This window comes from Pseudomonas sp. B40(2017), from assembly GCF_002112855.1.
In the GTDB taxonomy this organism is placed as follows: Bacteria; Pseudomonadota; Gammaproteobacteria; order Pseudomonadales; family Pseudomonadaceae; genus Aquipseudomonas; species Aquipseudomonas pharyngis.
Genome location: NZ_NEIT01000004.1, coordinates 692,749 through 709,754, shown reverse-complemented (window position 1 = coordinate 709,754; position 17,006 = coordinate 692,749). Strand labels below are relative to the sequence as shown.

Here is a 17,006-nt window from a genome sequence, read left to right as displayed (position 1 = left end):
TGCTTCGGTCATCCGTCTTATAGAGATGCGGGCCGGTCGCGTAGGCAAAAGCCACGACCGGCCTTTCAGGGACTCCCGTGCTGCGAAGCCCGTAGTACCGCTCCCTCTCACTGAATCAAGACCCGTCATCATGTCGAAGAAATCCCGCTCGAAACTGTGGTTCCTGGTACACAGCTGGCTGGCATTGCCGATCTGGTTTTTCGTACTGATCGTCTGCGTCACCGGCACCCTGGCGGTGGTCAGCCAGGAAATCGTCTGGCTGGCCAACCCGCAGATGCGCGCCAGCGCCCCTTCGGACGACGCACCATTGCTCAGCTACGACCAGATCCTCGCCGAAATCAAAAAAGCCGAACCGCACACAGTGGTGCAAAGCATCAACCGTCCGGACGAGTCGCACTTTGCTCTCGACGTCGACGTCAGCTATCCCGACGGCCGCTCGCTGACCGTCTACGTCAACCCGTACACCGGCGTGATTCAGGGCACGGCACCGAGCTTCAACTTCAAGGCGTTCACCCGCGCACTGCATGGCTGGTGGCTGGTGCCGTTCACCAACGGCTTCAGCTGGGGCTGGTATCTGGTGTCGTTCCTCGGCCTGCCGATGCTGGCTTCGCTGGTGACCGGGCTGGTGGTGTACAAGCGCTTCTGGAAAGGTTTTTTCCGCCCGACCCTGCGCATTCGTCACGGTGCGCGGATTTTCTGGGGCGACTTTCACCGCCTCAGCGGCATCTGGTCGATCTGGTTCATCGCGGTGATTTCGATCACCGGCACCTGGTTCCTGATTCAGGCGCTGCTGTTTGACAACCAGATTTCCATTTCCAGCGAGCCGATCGTCCCGGCCATGTCCCGCGAAGCCGTGCCACAGTCCAACGATGGTTCGCCACCGCCGCGTATCAGCCTCGACCGCGCCATCGAAATCGCCCAGACGAAAATCCCCGGCTTCGAAGCCAGCTTCATCAGCCTGCCGGGCAATGCCTACGCGCACCTGGATATCGGCGGTCGCGGCTGGTACCCGCTGATGTACCAGACCGCCACGCTCAACCCATACAGCGGTGAAGTGGCGGCTTCGCGGCTGTTGTCCGATCGCACGTCGCTGGAGTTCGTCACCGAATCCATGCGCCCGCTGCACACCGGTGACTTCGGCGGTCTGTGGATCAAGCTGATCTGGTTCTTCTTCGGCCTGCTGCTGAGCATGATGGTCCTCAGTGGCCTGCTGATCTGGACCAAGCGCACCGCGCTGGCCACCGCCAACGCCCTCAAGCGCGAGCACAAGAAACAGCGCGTGCAGGCACAACCGGCCCTGCGCCGTGAAACCTCGGAGGCCAACCTGTGAGCAAATCCACTACCGTGGCTCAGCCTTCACGGCTGAGCGTGATCTGGCACAAATGGCGCTTCCACATCAACGTGCTGTTGCTGCTGATCCCCTTGGGCTTCATGCCCAAATACTTCGCCGATGCCTCGCTGTTTCGCGGTGACAGCGGACTGGGTGAACGGGAGATCGGCGAAATCCAGGTCGGTCCCTGGAGCCTGCGACTGGCCGAACTGCGTAATCAGGCACCGATCCTGACCGGCCCCGCCGGCTACATGAAAGATTTCAGCGCCGCCCTCTGCGACGCCTGCGTCGACCACGTCAAGGCGACGTATCTGCGCATCGGCAAACCTCGCAGCCTGCGCGCGGCCGGGGTGATTTTCTTCGGCACGCCGTACCGCATGGGCACCCAGTTGCCGGTTCCGGAAAAGACCGCTGCCGACGCCGAACTGTGGATCACCATGGAAGGCTGGGACGGCAGCATGCACCAAGCCTCGATTCCGCTGAGCCAGGCCTCGCCTGCCACCCTCGCCTGGCTGAACAAACAAGGAGCCAAACCATGAGCCACGCCCAACGCCCCTTCCGCTTGCTCCTGAGCAATGCCTTGCTGGTGCTGACTGCCGGTTTCAGCGCCGGCGTCCTGGCCCATAACCCGATGTGCGAGTGCAAGGCCATCGATGCCGAGCAGATCAAATGCACCGGCGGTTTCTCGGACGGCAGCGGCGCGCCGGGGGTGACCCTCGATGTGATCGGCTACGACGAAACCATCCTGGTGCCGGGCAAGCTCGGCGCCGACTCGACCCTGACCTTCAAGAAACCCGGCGCCGAGTTCTACGTGCTGTTCGACGCCGGCCCCGGCCACGTGGTCGAAATTGACCAAGCGGATATCGAAGCCCCATGACCACGCCGACTACCCAGGTTGTCCGCCCGGCTGGTGCCGGGCACGAAACCCTCAATGTGCTGCTGATGTGCCTGCTGATCCTCGCGATTGCCGGCTCGGTAGTGACATTGCGCGGCGTTTCCCACGAACCGGAGCCGGTCTCCAGCCATCAACTGGATGCCCGTCGCGACCTTGGCGCCAGCGAGCAGGGCATCTATGCCGATCTGCGCGTGACCCTCGACGAGATCCGCCTGCTGCGTGAAGAACAGCAAACGCTGCCAAGCCCGCAGAACCTGGCCGATGAAGGTTTTGCACCGTTCGCCCAGGACGCCAGCTCGGTCAGTCGTGGCGGCCATGACTGGCAGTTGCTGGCCGACCGCGCCTACTTCGGCCACAGTCAGGCACCGGCCGTGGCCGGTTCGTTTCTGATGCGCCTGAACGACGCCGCGCCGGACATCTGGCTCAACCGCGCCACCGACCTGCAAGCGCCGAAAGACCTGTCAGACGCAGCGCTGACCGCTGCCGGATGGAAACAGATCGTCGCGCAATTCGATGCCGGGGTGACCCGCGAACATCGTCATTGAACCCTCGCCTTCATTCGAGAGAAGACCGCTTGCCCATGCCTAGTTCATCTCAACGCCGTCCTTTCCTGCGCCTGCTGCTGATCGGTCTGTGCGCCTGCCTGCTGAGTCCGCTGGCCAGCGCCGATCAGGCCAAGCGCCTGCGCATCGGCATCACCCTGCATCCGTATTACAGCTATGTGGCGAACATCGTCGGCGACAAGGCCGAGGTCGTGCCGCTGATTCCCGCCGGCTTCAACCCGCATGCCTACGAGCCGCGCGCCGAAGACATCAAGCGCATCAGCGGGCTGGATGTGATCGTACTCAACGGCGTTGGCCATGACGACTTCGCCGACCGCATGATCGCCGCCAGCGAAACGCCGAACATCAAGACCATCGAAGCCAACGAAAACGTGCCGTTGCTGGCCGCCACCGGGGTTGCCGCGCGCGGTGCCGGCAAAGTGGTGAACCCGCACACCTTCCTGTCGATCAGCGCCTCGATTGCCCAGGTCAACAACATCGCCCGTGAGCTGGGCAAGCTCGACCCGGACAATGCCAAGACCTACACCCAGAACGCCCGCGCCTACGGCAAACGCCTGCGGCAGATGCGCGCCGACGCCCTGGCCAGTCTGACCCAGGCGCCGAACGCCGAACTGCGAGTAGCCACGGTGCACGCCGCTTATGACTACCTGCTGCGTGAATTCGGCCTGGAAGTGACGGCGGTGGTCGAGCCGGCCCACGGTATCGAGCCGAGCCCGAGCCAGTTGAAGAAAACCATCGACCAATTGCGTGAACTGGACGTGAAAGTGATCTTCTCCGAGATGGACTTCCCCTCCACCTACGTCGAAACCATCCAGCGTGAATCCGGCGTGAAACTTTACCCGCTGTCGCACATTTCCTACGGCGAATACACCGCCGACAAATACGAAAAGGAAATGACCGGCAACCTCAACACCGTGGTTCGAGCGATTCAGGAGTCCGGCGCATGACAGCTCAGGAAAACCTGTCGATAGCCAGCAGCGGCCCGACCCTGGATTTCGCTGACGTCAGCCTGACCCTCGGCCGCACGACGATTCTGGACAAGGTCACCTTCCAGGTGCAGCCCGGCAGCGTGCATGCGCTGGTGGGGCCCAACGGCGGCGGCAAGAGTTCGCTGATCAAGACCCTGCTCGGGCAGATGCCCCATCAGGGCCGGCTCAGTCTGCAATGGCCCGGCGAGCCCGGCACCATCGGCTACGTGCCGCAGGCGCTGGAGTTTGATCGCGGCCTGCCCATGACCGTCGACGACTTCATGGCCGCCATGTGTCAGCGTCGCCCGGCCTTCCTCGGCTTGAGCAAACGCTACGCCGGCGCCATCGGTGATGCGCTGGAGCGGGTCGGCATGCAGGACAAACGCAAGCGCCGGATGGGTGCGCTGTCCGGTGGCGAACGCCAGCGGGTATTGCTTGCCCAGGGCCTGATTCCAGCGCCGCAATTGCTGGTGCTGGATGAGCCGATGTCGGCCCTCGACGAAGCCGGGATCCAGGTGTTCGAGCGTTTGCTGGGCGACTGGCGCGCGGCGGGCATCACCGTGCTGTGGATCGAGCACGACCTGGAAGCGGTCGGGCGTCTGGCCAATCGCGTCACTGGCCTTAACCGCCGGGTGCTGTTCGACGCCACGCCGCAACAGGCCCTGACCCCGGAACGTCTGCTTACCCTGTTTTCGACCCATCCACGGAGCGCTGCCTGATGAGTTACGAAGCCTTTCGTTTGACGGTGCAAGGCTGGGCCTCTTCCGGTTATCTCCCGGAAGCCCTGGCCTACGGGTTTGTGGTCAACGCGCTGCTTGCCGGTCTGCTGATCGGCCCGGTACTGGGTGGCCTCGGCACGCTGGTGGTGGTCAAGCGCTTCGCGTTTTTCTCCGAAGCGGTGGGCCACGCGGCGTTGACCGGCGTGGCCATCGGCATCCTGCTCGGCGAACCCTACACCGGGCCGTACGGCAGCCTGTTCGGTTACTGCCTGCTGTTTGGCATTCTGCTCAATTACCTGCGCAACCGTACCGGGCTGGCCCCGGACACATTGATCGGCGTGTTCCTGTCGGTGTCCCTCGCTTTGGGCGCCAGCCTGCTGCTGATTCTGGCGGGCAAGATCAACGTGCACATTCTGGAAAACGTGCTGTTCGGCTCGGTGCTGACGGTCAATGGCAACGACCTGCTGGTGCTGGCGATTGTCGGCTCGCTGGTCATGGCGCTGGCCCTGCCGCTGTACAACCGGATCATGCTCGCCAGCTTCAACCCGCAACTGGCGGCGGTGCGTGGCGTCGCGGTGAAGACCCTGGATTATCTGTTCGTGATTCTGGTGACACTGATTACGGTTGCCGCGGTGAAAGTCATCGGCGCGATTCTGGTCGGTGCACTGCTGGTGATTCCGGCGGCGGCTGCGCGTCTGCTCAGCCAGTCGCTCAAGGGCTTCTTCTGGTGTTCAGTGCTGATTGCCACGGTCAGTACGCTGTGCGGGATTCTCGCGCCGATCGTGTTCGACCTGCCGATTCCGTCCGGTGCCGCGATCATCCTGGTCGCCGGTATCGCCTTCGCACTCACCGCGATTGCCCGGGGCGTCGTCCCCAGTCTGAAAGGGAACCTTGGATAAATGGCTTTTTCATTACGACAACTGGCTCTGGCCATCGCCCTCAGCGGCGCGGTTTCGAGCCCTCTGCTGGCTGCCGAAAAACCGCTGCGGGTGCTCGCCTCGCTGCCGATCACTTATGGTCTGGGCGAAGTCCTGCTCAAGGGCACCGACATCAGCCTCGAACGCGCAGCACCGGCCAACCTGCCAGGCAGCCGCCAGACCGCCTACTTCACCGGTCGCGGCGCCCCCGCGCTGAGCAAACTGGCCACGGGCGCCGATGCAGTGATCGGCGTGCGCTCGCTGTGGGCCGATGATCCGCTGTACCCGATCGCCCGCCGCAGCAACATCCGCATCGTCGAAGTCGATGCTGCCCGCCCGGTGGACGGCGCCCTGCCCGGCATTGCCGTGCAACCGGGGCTCAAGGTCGACGGCCTGAACAGCCAGCCGTGGCTGGCGAGCAACAACATGGGGCGCATGGCCGATGTGATGGCGGCGGATCTGGTGCGCCTGGCACCGAAGGACAAACCGAAGATCGAGGCCAATCTGGCGGCGCTGAAACAGCGTCTGCTGAAACTCAGTGCCGACAGCGAAGCGCGTCTGGCCCGTGCCGACAACCTGAGCGTGATCAGCCTGAGCGATCACTTCGGTTATCTGATCGGCAGCCTGAATCTGGAGTTGATCGGACAGGATGCGCGACCGGATGCCGAATGGACGCCGGAGGATCTGAAAAAGCTGACCGCGACTTTGAAAGACAACGACGTAGCAGTGGTGCTGCACCATCGGCAGCCGTCGGACGCGGTAAAAGCGGCGATTGCCGAATCGGGCAGTCATCTGCTGGTGCTCAGCACCGATGCGGCAGATCCGGTGGCTGAGCTGGAAGGCAATGTGGATGTGCTGCTCAAGGGCTTGAGCGGCGCCTGAGGTTCAGTGATCGTTCCCACGCTCTGCGTGGGAATGCCTCATTGGACGCTCCGCGTCCGCTTCGGAAGGGACGCGGAGCGTCCCGGGCTGCATTCCCACGCAGAGCGTGGGAACGATCGAATGCCGGACATGAAAAAACCCGCTGACTGATTCCAGTCCAGCGGGTTTCTTTTGGCTGATAACTTACTGGGCAGCCGCTTGCGCTTCCATCTTCTGGCGCAGGCTCAGCGGGCGCATGTCGGTCCAGACTTCTTCGATGTAGGCCAGGCATTCCTTTTTCAGACCGCTCTTGCCCACAGTGCGCCAACCTTCCGGCACGGCCTTGTAGTCCGGCCAGATCGAGTACTGCTCTTCGTGGTTGACCACGACTTGAAAGAGGATGTCCTCGCGGTCGAATACTGACGTCATGCTGTGTCTCCATCGCTGTAAGGGTGGGCTGCACGACGGTGCAGCCGGGTATGTAGAAAGAACGTTCGACGCGGCGAAAAATTTACAGGCCGGCGGTCGCAGCGCTCAACGCACGGCCGAAGATCTCGGCGACGCGGTCGATTTCCGCGGCGGTGATCACCAGCGGCGGCAGGAACCGCACCACCGCACCGTGACGCCCGCCCAGCTCCAGAATCAGCCCGCGCTTGAGACATTCGCGCTGAATCAGCGGCGCCAGACGTGCGAAGGCCGGTGGATGCCCCAGCGCATCCGGTGCGCCGTTCGGATCGACCAGCTCGACACCGAGCATCAGGCCACGACCACGAATGTCGCCCAGTTGCGGGAAATCGCGCTGCAGAACGCGCAAGTGTTCGCTCAGGCGTTCGCCCATGGCGGCAGCGTGTTCGCAGACCTTGTGCTCGACCAGGTAACGCATCACCGCGGAGCCGGCGGCCATCGCCATCTGGTTGCCACGGAACGTACCGGCGTGGGCGCCCGGCTGCCAGGTGTCGAGCCAGTCGCGATAAACCACCACGGCCAGCGGCAGGCTGCCGCCGATGGCTTTGGACAGCACCACCACGTCCGGGGTGATGCCGGCGTGTTCGAAGGCAAACATCTTGCCGGTGCGGGCGAAACCGCTCTGGATCTCATCGATGATCAGCGCCACGCCGGCCTTTTCGGTGATGCGGCGCAGACCGCGCAGCCACTCGATGTCCGCCGGGATCACACCGCCCTCGCCCTGCACCGCTTCGACGATGACGGCGGCCGGCAATTGCACGCCGGCCTCGGGATCATTGAGCAGGTTTTCCAGGTAGCTCAGATTGGCCTTCACACCCGCCGCGCCACCGAGGCCGAACGGGCAACGGTAGTCGTACGGGAAAGGCATGAATTGCACGCCGTTGCTGAGCAACGCGCCCAGTGGTTTTTTCGGCCCCAGGCTGCCCATCAGGCTCAAGGCGCCTTGGCTCATGCCGTGGTAACCGCCGGAGAACGACAGCACGGTGCTGCGCCCGGTGGCGGTGCGCACCAGTTTCAGCGCGGCTTCCACCGCGTCGGTGCCGGTCGGGCCGCAGAACTGGATTTTCGCTTCCTTGGCCAATGCCGGAGGCAGCAGGCCGAACAGGTCCTGAACGAATTGATCTTTCACCGGCGTGGTCAGGTCCAGGGTGTGCAGCGGCAATTCGTCGGACAGTACCTGCTGAATGGCCTCGATCACTACCGGATGGTTATGCCCCAGCGCGAGGGTGCCGGCACCGGCCAGGCAATCGATGAAGCTGCGGCCTTCAACGTCCTCGACGTACAGGCCCTTGGCGCGCTTGAGCGCCAGGGGAATACGACGCGGGTAGCTGCGGGCATTGGATTCCTGCCGGCTCTGACGGGCCAGCAACGGCGATTCATTGAACTGATACAGCGTTTCCGCCGGCGCGGAGGCGATCCGGGCCGACGACTCTTCGATAAGGCTGGTGGCGACTGACATCTCTCGACCCCTCAATACGCTATGGATAGTGACCAAAACTGCACACCGGGCAGGTGCGCGTTCCGGTCGCGGGGCGCACATGCAGGTTTTCCTGTTCTGGAAACGCACCAGCGTGTCGAGGATTTACACCCTTGATCGAATGTCAGGCCGACAATGCCAGCGGCTTGTGCATCGGCAGGGTCAAAACGCCGTGTTGCATGAAGGGAGACGCCGTTTCGCGATACCCCAGGCGCCGGTAGAACGCCGCGCCGGTTCGCGTGCTTGCAAGCGTGATGCATGGCCTGCCACGAATCCTCAGCCAACCCTCGAGATCGCCCATCAGCGCACGGCCCGCACCTCGGCGAAACCACTCCGGCTGCACGTGACAGAACATGACCTCGCCGTGGGCTGCGGCCATGCCGACGCCGACGGGTTTGTCCTGCAGCAGCGCGATGTTCAGATAGTGATGGGGATCGGCGAGCCAGGCGCTGACGTGCTCCGCCGATTGTCGGCGGACCCAGCGGTCGACCAGTTGTGGGTCGTTGCGATGATCGAGCGCGCAACCGACGCGGATCGAACGCTCAAGGATCCTGCTGATGATGCCGGCGTCGGCGGGGGTGGCGGGACAGATATAGACGGGTGCTTCCATGGCGCTGTTTCCCTCAATCCATTGAGTCAAAGGCTGGGGCGACAATACCGTCACGGCCGGCGGATGACTAATGGAGAGAGGTTACATTTGATGTGCCCGGCAAACTGTCAGACCGGTTGCAGCGGCATGGTCAGCTCGACCCGCAAACCATCCGGACGGCTGTCGAAATGCAGGGTGCAGGCGCAGCGCTGAACGATCGCCTGGACAATCGCCAGCCCCAGTCCGCAGCCGGTGCTCTGGCCGTTGCGCCAGAAGCGCTGGGTCAGGTGTTGCAGATCGTCAGGGGCGATTCCCGGCCCATGGTCGCGCACCACAAAACGCACGCGATTGGCGCTGGTTTCCAGGCTCAGGTCCACCGCGCCGTCCGTCGGCGTGTGACGCAGAGCGTTGTCCAACAGGTTGCGCAGGGCCGCGATCGACAGCACCGCCGGCATTTGCAGCGGCGCAGCGGACAAGTGTTCAGGCAGATGCAGCCTGATGCGCTGACGCTGGTCGCTGGCCGAGTCCTGAATCGCCAGTTTCGCTACCTGCTCGGCGCTGCACTGCACACCGTCGTCGAACGACAGACTGCCTTCGACCCGCGCCAGCAACAGTAACTGCTCAAGGGTCCGATGCAGGCGGTCGGCACCCTCCTCGGCTCGGGCCAGAGACTGATCGCGGGCACTGCCATCGGTCATGCGCGCCACTTGCAGGTGGGTCTTGATCGCCGTCAGCGGGCTGCGCAGTTCGTGGGCGGCATCGCCGGTCAGGCGACGCTCGCGCTCGATGGTCTTGCCGATGCGCTGAAACAATTGGTTCTGGGTTTCGAGCAGCGGTTTCAGTTCGCTGGGGAATGACTGCAACTGCAACGGCTCAAGCGAATCCGCGTTGCGACGCATCAAGGCTTCACGCAAGCGGTTGAGCGGCGCCAACCCCTGGCCGATCCCCAGCCACAACAGGCACAGGCAGCCAAGCAGCGCCACGCCGACCGGCACCGAGGCCGCCAGCAGGATCGACATGTTCAGGGCTTCGCGCTCGATCACCCGGTCGGCGGTGGTAATACGCACATCGCCCCGGGCCAGGGTGAAGCTGCGCCATGGGGCACCGTCGATCATTTGATCGTGGAAGCCCATCTTCTGGGCTTCCAGCGCCTGTTCCGGATTGTTGTGGCTGCGAGCGAGGATTTCCCCGCGCAGCGAGCTGACCTGACAGGCCATGCCGCCGGGAATGTTCAACTGCTCGGCGCTGAAATGAGTGCCCTCGCCTTTGCTCGGGACAGCCGGCAATTGTTCCAGCAACCCGGCGACCATCCGCGCCGACGCCACCAGGCGCTGGTCGAGGGAAAACATCATCTGGTTGCGCAGGTCGCTGAGCATCCAGGCGGCCGCCAATGCCCAGATCAGCGCGAACGCGGCGCCGAGGGTCAGGCTCAGGCGCAGGCGCAGGCTCATCACTTGTCGGGTTCTCCGCCATCGGCCGGGCCCAGGCGATAACCAAGACCGCGCACGGTTTCGACGATGCCTTTGCCGAGTTTGCTGCGCAGGTGATGGATGTGCACGTTGAGCGCGTTGCTTTCCAGTTCATCGTTGAAACCGTAGACGCTGTCCTTCAACTGCTCGGTGGACAGCACCCGGCCACGGTTGTGCAGCAAGGCTTGCAACAACGACTGCTCGCGCCGCGACAGATCCACCGGACGCCCCGCCAGGGTGGTTTCGCGACTGCACGGATCGTAAGTCAGCGCGCCGTGTTCGATCAGATTGACGCTGCGTCCGGCCACCCGGCGCAGCAGGGTTTGCAGGCGGGCGAACAACTCGCGCAGGTCGAATGGCTTGAGCAGGTAGTCGTCGGCACCGGACTGCAGACCGTCGACACGGTCGGTGACCGAATCCCGCGCAGTCAGGATCAGGACCGGAATCTCCAGGCCTTGCTGACGCAGTTGTTGCAGCAACTTGAGGCCATCTTCGTCCGGCAGGCCGAGATCGAGCACCATCACGTCGAATTCGGCAACCTTGAGAATCGCCCGCGCCTTGGAGGCGGTGTTGACGTGCTCGACGGTCAGGCCCTGCGCCGTCAGCCCGGCGACGATCCCGCTGGCGATCAACTCATCGTCTTCGCAAACCAGTACGTGCATGGTGAGTCCCGTGGAAAAGTGCTGATTAGGCCGCTGGCCGATTAAGCCGACATTATGCCCCGAACGCCACCGTGACAAGGGCGTCGCGGTTAATCATCGGTTAATCGCCGCCGCCCATTGTGCCCCTCAATTGCACAGGGACAAGGCTCCTCCATGCGTCATTTTTTTCTGTTTTTTGCACTGCTGATTTCGAGTCTGGCCCAGGCGGGGAATGATCCATTTGCGTCAAAACCGGAGTTCTTGCCGGTCGACAAGGCATTCGTGCTGACCTCGCAACGTCTGGATTCCGGTGAGACCCAGTTGTTCTGGCAAATCGCCGATGGCTATTACCTGTATCAGAAGCGTCTGAAGTTCGACGGGCTGACGACACAAAACATCCCGGCCCTGCCCGAAGGCGAGTCCCACAGCGACGAGTACTTCGGCGAACAACCGGTTTATCGCCAGGGTCTGGAACTGAAGATTCCGGCGGCCGCCACGGGCCAGATCAAGGTCAGTTATCAGGGCTGTGCCGATGCCGGTCTTTGCTATCCCCCGCAGACGCGAGTGATCGACCTCGGCGGCAAAGCTGCCGCTGCGGCGACAGATGAAGCGCCGGATCAGGCACTGGCCAGCGGCCTGCAACAGCACTCGCTGGGCTGGAGTCTGCTGGTGTTCTTCGGCCTGGGTCTGCTGCTGGCGTTTGCGCCGTGCTCGCTGCCGATGCTGCCGATTCTGGCGGGCATGGTGGTGGGCAGCGGTGCTACGCCGCGTCGCGGTTTCGCGCTGGCCGGCAGTTATGTGGTTTGCATGGCCCTGGTGTATGCGGCGATGGGCGTTATTGCCGCGCTGCTGGGGGCCAACCTGCAGGCGTGGTTGCAGAACCCGTGGCTGCTCGGAACGTTCGCGGCCGTATTTGTGGTTCTGGCGTTGCCGATGTTCGGCTTCTTCGAACTGCAATTGCCGGTGGCCCTGCGGGATCGACTGGAACACGCCTCGCGCAGCCAACGCGGCGGCAGCCTGATCGGCGCCGGCGTATTGGGCGCGCTGTCCGGTCTGCTGGTCGGCCCGTGCATGACCGCGCCGCTGGCCGGCGCCCTGCTCTACATCGCGCAAAGCGGCAACGCGCTGCACGGCGGCCTGATCCTGTTTGCTCTGGGCATCGGCATCGGCGTCCCGCTGCTGTTGCTGGTAACGGTCGGCAATCGCTTCCTGCCCAAGCCCGGCGCGTGGATGAATCTGCTCAAAGGCGTGTTCGGCTTCCTGTTCCTCGCCACCGCGCTGCTGATGCTGCGCCCGGTGCTGCAGCCGTCGCTGTGGTTGGGCCTGTGCGGCGCGCTGCTGTTGATCGCCGCTTACAGCGCCTGGAAACAGTCCGATGGCTTTGGTCGCGTGGCGCAGCTGTTCGGTGCCGGTTCGCTGTTGCTGGGCCTGTGGGGCAGTCTGCTGGTGGTCGGGGCGGCGGGTGGCAGTGACGATCCATATCAGCCGTTGCAGGTATACAGCGCCGGACGCGTCGGATCCGCGGCGCCCAGCGGCCACGAAGCCTTCACGACGATCAAGGATCCCGCCGCCCTGCAACGCGAGTTAGACGCCGCCAAAGCCCAAGGCCAGTGGGTGCTGCTCGATTACTACGCCGATTGGTGCGTGTCGTGCAAAGTCATGGAGAAACAGGTGTTCGGCCAGGCGCGGGTGATGCAGGCCCTGAGTGATGTGCGCTTGCTGCAAATCGACGTCACCGCCGACAATGCCGCCAGCCGCGAACTGCTCGGTCGTTATAAAGTGCCTGGGCCACCGAGTTTCGTGTGGATCGGCGCCGACGGTGAAGAGCGCCGCAGCCAGCGCATCACCGGCGAGGTCGATGCCGATACTTTCCTGCAACGCTGGACCACCATCCGAGACGCCCGTTAATGCTGACCTTCACCCTCGGCACCTTTGCCATCGCACTCAATCACTTGTTGCTGATCAGCGCGCTGGCACTGGCGACCTTCGTCGGCTGGCGGGTGGCCAAGCGCGGCGGTGACAATCCCGAGTCGGCGCTGTTCAGCCTGTTTCTGCTCGGCATGCTGGCGGCGCGCATTGCGTTCGTCGCCGTGTATTGGGGGCACTATCGCAACGACCTGTGGCAGATCATCGACCTGCGCGACGGCGGTTTTCTCGCCTGGCCGGGGGTGATCGTGCTGTTGCTCGCGGCGCTGTATCGCGGCTGGCGCCGGCCGGGTCTGCGTCGATCGCTGGGTTTCGGTGTGGTCAGCGGTGTGGTGTTCTGGGTGATGGCGACCCTGTCGCTGAACATCTACGAGCAAGGCACGCGCCTGCCGGACATCACTCTGCGCAACGCCGCCGGGGAAACCGTGAAACTCACCGACTATCAGGGCGGGCCGCTGGTGATCAACCTGTGGGCGACCTGGTGTCCGCCGTGCCGCCGGGAAATGCCGGTGCTGGAAAACGCTCAGCAACAACGCCCGGACCTGACGTTCCTGTTCGTCAACCAGGCCGAAAGCATGCAAAGCGTCGCCACGTTTCTCGAAACCCAGGGTTTGAGCCTGAACAACGTGCTGTTCGACCGCAGCGGACGCCTCGGCCAGGCCGTGGGCTCCATGGCCCTGCCGACTACCCTGTTCTATAGCCCGGACGGTCGCCTGCTGGGCAGCCATTTGGGCGAATTGTCCAACGCCAGCCTGGCCCGTGCCCTGGAAAGCTTCGACACCCCGGCCTCCAGCCCGAATCCGGCCACCTCTTCTTCAAGGAAACTGCCATGCCCCGCCTCCGCCACCTGCTGACGCTGACCCTGGGCGCCGCCCTGCTGCACTTGCCGTCGGTCCAGGCCGCTGAAGAACTGCCTGAAGCGATCAAGAAAATTGAAGCCAAGGGCGCCAAGATCGTCGGTCAGTTCGACGCGCCGGACGGCTTGCGCGGTTACGCCGCGCAATACCAGAACCGCGGCATGGCGCTGTACCTGACGCCGGACGGCAAGCACGTGCTGCTGGGCAACCTGTACGACGCCGACGGCAACGACCTGAGCAGCGCACCGCTGCAAAAACTGGTCTACGCGCCGATGGCCAAGGAAGTCTGGGCCAAGTTCGAGGCCAGCAACTGGATTCAGGACGGCAACAAGGATGCACCACGCACTGTGTACCTGTTCAGCGACCCGAACTGCCCGTATTGCAACATGTTCTGGGAACAGGCCCGTCCATGGGTCAAGGCCGGCAAGGTGCAGCTGCGACACATCATGGTCGGCATCATCCGCGAAGACAGCCCGGCCAAAGCCGCTGCCCTTCTCGCCGCCAAGGACCCGAGCAAAGCCCTGGAAGATCACGAGAAGGCCGGCAAGGCCAGCACCCTCAAGGCCTTGAAGGACATTCCGGTCGCCGTGCAGACCAAACTCGCGGCGAACATGCAGTTGATGGAAGACCTGGAGTTACAGGCCACCCCGGCGATCTTCTACATGGACGACAAGGGCGAACTGCAACAACAGCAAGGCGCGCCGACGCCGGACAAACTGGCGAAGATTCTCGGCCCGAATTAATGACAAAAGCCCGCTCTCAGGAGTGGGCTTTGATTGTGGCTCGAAAAATCAACCACACATTGTGAAAAAGTCGAGGAAGCTATAGTCCTCGCATATCACTTTCATGGACTTGATGCGTGTTTGCGGTGGCGCCACGAAGTCAATCAATTGATGCAGTGCTCCACCCTCGCTATGGCCGTGGTATTCCTTCCTCCCCAAGGATGCACCATTGGCATCGAAGTATTCGACGACGCCTTTAAGATGCAGGTAAGTCCAAGTGAAAGAAATTCGATCGTAGTCCGCCTGAAATTCAAACTGGATGTGTTGAGGCGGCGTTATAACGCTCGAGTTGATGCACATGCCGAAAGAGAGTCCTTCCAAGAACCCCACAATGGTGGAGCCAAAACGCATGATGCCTGCCGATCCTGCCCCCTCCAGCAGCGTGATCGACATGGTGGGCAAGGTGAAAGTGTATTCGTCAGCGGCGCTGACAATTTTTACTTCATGACCATCAAAATTTTCCACATGAACATAACGTTGCTTCTGCACCGTTACTCGAGTGATGGGTGACGGCCGCACGATTTCGTCCCGCAAGACCCTGTAGCTCACGTCAACCGTTTCACCTTCATTGGCAGCCACTGCCGACGCACTCACGGCGACTTTAACCTCGCCTGATGAATCGCCATCAATCGTTTTCAGTTCAGGTGTCCCCTCGCCCGCAGTGCCAAGCCACAACGGCATGATCCTGTCGGTAGGACGCATGTCCTTGTACTTGATGACGATCATCGCTTCGTCCGGGACCAGCGCCGGATTCAGCACGTCGTACAGTGTCTGTTCAACAATCGGTGCCGGTAAATCGGTGTCGGATTTCAGCAGAAGTTCTGTCCAGCGCGGCAATTCATGCGCGGTGTCAATATTCGGACTTTTGTCGAACGCGACAAACACCTCTAGCGTCAGCGCCGATTTATCGTCAAGCCGAGTCAAAAAGCTTCGATCAATAGTCAATTCCAGACCGTTGCTCACCTGCTCGGATGTCACTTCCAGCGCCTTGACCAAATCAAGCGTTTCGTGGGTTGGATAATTGCGCTGTCCGACAACGCTGATCCAGATGCGCTGCCCAGGCGCGATGAACACCCAAGGTGAAAGCAGAACGCGCGCGTTGCCCGAAAACCTGCGCAAGTCCAGAAATACGGTACCTTCGATCTTGACGACATCGGGTAACTGCGGTTCCGGCAACTTGGCGGGAGGAATGTGTTCTACCGTCAGATGACGTGTATGGGAAAGCTTCACTTCTTCATTCAAGCTTGCTTTGTACCAGATTTGCACGGTTTTACCGACCGACTCACCGATGACCGACGCAGGGATGAAAACCTCAGCGGGAAGCGAAGCGTCCTTCGACTGAGTGGTAAATTCCTCGATATGGCCGGGCCTCGCCCAGAAGAGCTGGACACTATGTGCCGTACTGAGCCCTGGAAAATCGATTTGAACAGTTGTACCGCCCAAAAAGTCGGTAGGTTGTAATGTTGAGTGCGGAGCATCAGGTACCAATGGAACCGGAAGCTCAGGAACATTTGCTGATTGGCTGGACATGACGACTCTCCTGTCGGCGATCACACGATTCAGCCCACGCTGGGCGAGACCATTTAATGCCTGCTCAAGAAGAGCGCGCTACTGTCAGAGTTGACAGTAGCGCGGGACGCAGAAAGGTGATTCAGTCGACGGAAGGGTTCTGTTCAGACAAAAAGGTAAACAACACCTCAGTCACAAACCCGGGATTCTCCAGATTGGAGATATGCCCGGCCTCCGGCACCAGCACACACGGGCAGCCAATCAACTCGGCCATTTCCCGTGCTTCCGACGGCGGGCGTGGTTTGTCCTGATCGCCGCAGACCACCAGCGTGGTCGCCGAATTCAGCTCGCCCAGACGCGACAACAGGTCATCACGGCCAAAGGTGATGCGCCCCATCGGCACGATGCTCTCGCGCAGGCGTTCGGCCGGATAGCCGGCGAGTTTTGCGCGGAAATCCTGATACAGCGCCGACTCTCGATCGATGCCCGGGCGGAAGAAGATTGGCACCACGATATCCAGCAGTTGCTCGGAGATCCCGCCGCTTTCCTCGATCTGCTTGAACAGCGAGAAATAGTACTGGCGGGTCGGCTCCGGCTCGACGCCGACGTAAGTGTCCATCAGCACCAGACCGTTGAGCCGCTGCGGCGCCGACAACGCCAGACGCACGCCCCACATGCCGCCGACCGACAACCCGACCAGCGTGACCCGGTCGATGTCCAGATGATCGAGCAAGGTCAGCGCCTGACGGGCGATGTCATCCAGCGAAGCAGTGCCTTCAGGCAAGCGCCCGGATTCGCCATGGCCCCACAGATCCAGGGCAATCACCCGGTAGTTCGCCGACAGCGCTGCGATTTGCGGGGCCCACATGGCCTGGTCCCACAGGTAGCTGCCGGCCAACAACACCGCCGGGCCCGTGCCTTGATCAATGTAGTGAAGCGCCTGTCCGTCAACCGTGAAAAAAGGCATGGATAACCCCCGTGGCAAAGAAACTGGAGCACGAAGACTGAGCGGGCGCGCCTCGGCCGTCAATGATATGA

Annotated in this window: 18 protein-coding genes; 11 read left to right on the top strand and 7 right to left on the bottom strand. The window is 62.4% G+C overall.

What is annotated here, in order from left to right; all coding sequences use genetic code 11:
* Positions 1 to 130: 130 nt before the first annotated feature.
* From CAF76_RS14010 to CAF76_RS13975, 8 genes are read left to right on the top strand one after another with little or no spacing between them, the layout of a single operon-like run.
* On the top strand, positions 131 to 1,330 hold the full coding sequence (locus CAF76_RS14010) for a PepSY domain-containing protein (protein ID WP_085647601.1): 1,200 nt from the start codon (positions 131 to 133) through the stop codon (positions 1,328 to 1,330).
* On the top strand, positions 1,327 to 1,869 hold the full coding sequence (locus CAF76_RS14005; RefSeq protein WP_064598215.1) for a hypothetical protein: 543 nt from the start codon (positions 1,327 to 1,329) through the stop codon (positions 1,867 to 1,869). Before CAF76_RS14010 ends, CAF76_RS14005 begins: the two co-directional genes overlap by 4 nt.
* Positions 1,866 to 2,207: a hypothetical protein gene (locus CAF76_RS14000; RefSeq protein WP_064598217.1), complete on the top strand. Its 342-nt coding sequence runs from the start codon at positions 1,866 to 1,868 to the stop codon at positions 2,205 to 2,207. The genes CAF76_RS14005 and CAF76_RS14000 overlap by 4 nt, the downstream gene beginning before the upstream one ends.
* A complete protein-coding gene (locus CAF76_RS13995; RefSeq protein WP_085647600.1) occupies positions 2,204 to 2,770 on the top strand; it encodes a DUF6162 family protein in 567 nt (188 codons plus the stop codon). The genes CAF76_RS14000 and CAF76_RS13995 overlap by 4 nt, the downstream gene beginning before the upstream one ends.
* Positions 2,771 to 2,805: 35 nt before the next feature.
* Complete coding sequence (locus tag CAF76_RS13990) at positions 2,806 to 3,735, top strand: metal ABC transporter substrate-binding protein (protein ID WP_085647599.1); 930 nt, start codon at positions 2,806 to 2,808, stop codon at positions 3,733 to 3,735.
* Positions 3,732 to 4,475 carry a metal ABC transporter ATP-binding protein gene (locus CAF76_RS13985; protein WP_064598222.1) on the top strand — a complete coding sequence of 248 codons (744 nt, stop codon included), beginning with the start codon at positions 3,732 to 3,734 and terminating at the stop codon, positions 4,473 to 4,475. The genes CAF76_RS13990 and CAF76_RS13985 overlap by 4 nt, the downstream gene beginning before the upstream one ends.
* Positions 4,475 to 5,374 carry a metal ABC transporter permease gene (locus CAF76_RS13980; protein WP_085647598.1) on the top strand — a complete coding sequence of 300 codons (900 nt, stop codon included), beginning with the start codon at positions 4,475 to 4,477 and terminating at the stop codon, positions 5,372 to 5,374. Before CAF76_RS13985 ends, CAF76_RS13980 begins: the two co-directional genes overlap by 1 nt.
* Entirely contained in the window at positions 5,375 to 6,274 is a 900-nt protein-coding gene (locus CAF76_RS13975; RefSeq protein WP_085647597.1) for a metal ABC transporter solute-binding protein, Zn/Mn family, read from the top strand.
* Between the two features lie 183 nt (positions 6,275 to 6,457).
* Here the strand turns inward: CAF76_RS13975 and CAF76_RS13970 are convergent, their stop codons facing one another.
* The 5 genes from CAF76_RS13970 to CAF76_RS13950 all read right to left on the bottom strand — a co-directional run bounded on the left by CAF76_RS13970 (position 6,458) and on the right by CAF76_RS13950 (position 10,915).
* Entirely contained in the window at positions 6,458 to 6,682 is a 225-nt protein-coding gene (locus CAF76_RS13970) for an MbtH family protein (protein ID WP_007917715.1), read from the bottom strand.
* Positions 6,683 to 6,764: 82 nt separating this feature from the next.
* The gene (locus tag CAF76_RS13965) at positions 6,765 to 8,177 is read right to left on the bottom strand and encodes an aspartate aminotransferase family protein (protein ID WP_085647596.1); all 1,413 of its coding nucleotides are present in this window, start codon (positions 8,175 to 8,177) and stop codon (positions 6,765 to 6,767) included.
* A gap of 142 nt (positions 8,178 to 8,319) precedes the next feature.
* Complete coding sequence (locus tag CAF76_RS13960) at positions 8,320 to 8,805, bottom strand: GNAT family N-acetyltransferase (RefSeq protein WP_041475378.1); 486 nt, start codon at positions 8,803 to 8,805, stop codon at positions 8,320 to 8,322.
* A gap of 107 nt (positions 8,806 to 8,912) precedes the next feature.
* Positions 8,913 to 10,235: an ATP-binding protein gene (locus CAF76_RS13955; protein WP_041475379.1), complete on the bottom strand. Its 1,323-nt coding sequence runs from the start codon at positions 10,233 to 10,235 to the stop codon at positions 8,913 to 8,915.
* Positions 10,235 to 10,915, bottom strand: a complete 681-nt coding sequence (locus tag CAF76_RS13950; RefSeq protein WP_085647595.1) for a response regulator — start codon at positions 10,913 to 10,915, stop codon at positions 10,235 to 10,237. Before CAF76_RS13950 ends, CAF76_RS13955 begins: the two co-directional genes overlap by 1 nt.
* A 153-nt stretch (positions 10,916 to 11,068) precedes the next feature.
* Between CAF76_RS13950 and dsbD the strand changes: the two genes are divergently transcribed.
* Genes dsbD through dsbG form a run of 3 tightly spaced genes read left to right on the top strand, consistent with a single transcriptional unit; the run spans position 11,069 to position 14,420 of the window.
* Positions 11,069 to 12,802, top strand: a complete 1,734-nt coding sequence (dsbD, locus tag CAF76_RS13945; RefSeq protein ID WP_085647594.1) for a protein-disulfide reductase DsbD — start codon at positions 11,069 to 11,071, stop codon at positions 12,800 to 12,802.
* Positions 12,802 to 13,674 (top strand): TlpA disulfide reductase family protein, encoded by an 873-nt coding sequence (locus CAF76_RS13940; protein WP_085647593.1) that lies wholly within the window; start codon positions 12,802 to 12,804, stop codon positions 13,672 to 13,674. Before dsbD ends, CAF76_RS13940 begins: the two co-directional genes overlap by 1 nt.
* Positions 13,650 to 14,420, top strand: coding sequence for a thiol:disulfide interchange protein DsbG (gene dsbG, locus CAF76_RS13935; protein WP_064598235.1), 771 nt, complete (start codon positions 13,650 to 13,652; stop codon positions 14,418 to 14,420). Before CAF76_RS13940 ends, dsbG begins: the two co-directional genes overlap by 25 nt.
* A 48-nt stretch (positions 14,421 to 14,468) precedes the next feature.
* Here dsbG and CAF76_RS13930 read toward each other — a convergent pair whose 3' ends face one another.
* Both CAF76_RS13930 and CAF76_RS13925 read right to left on the bottom strand, forming a co-directional pair.
* Positions 14,469 to 15,989, bottom strand: a complete 1,521-nt coding sequence (locus CAF76_RS13930; protein WP_085647592.1) for a hypothetical protein — start codon at positions 15,987 to 15,989, stop codon at positions 14,469 to 14,471.
* 121 nt (positions 15,990 to 16,110) lie between these two features.
* Entirely contained in the window at positions 16,111 to 16,935 is an 825-nt protein-coding gene (locus tag CAF76_RS13925) for an alpha/beta fold hydrolase (protein WP_085647591.1), read from the bottom strand.
* Positions 16,936 to 17,006: the final 71 nt, after the last annotated feature.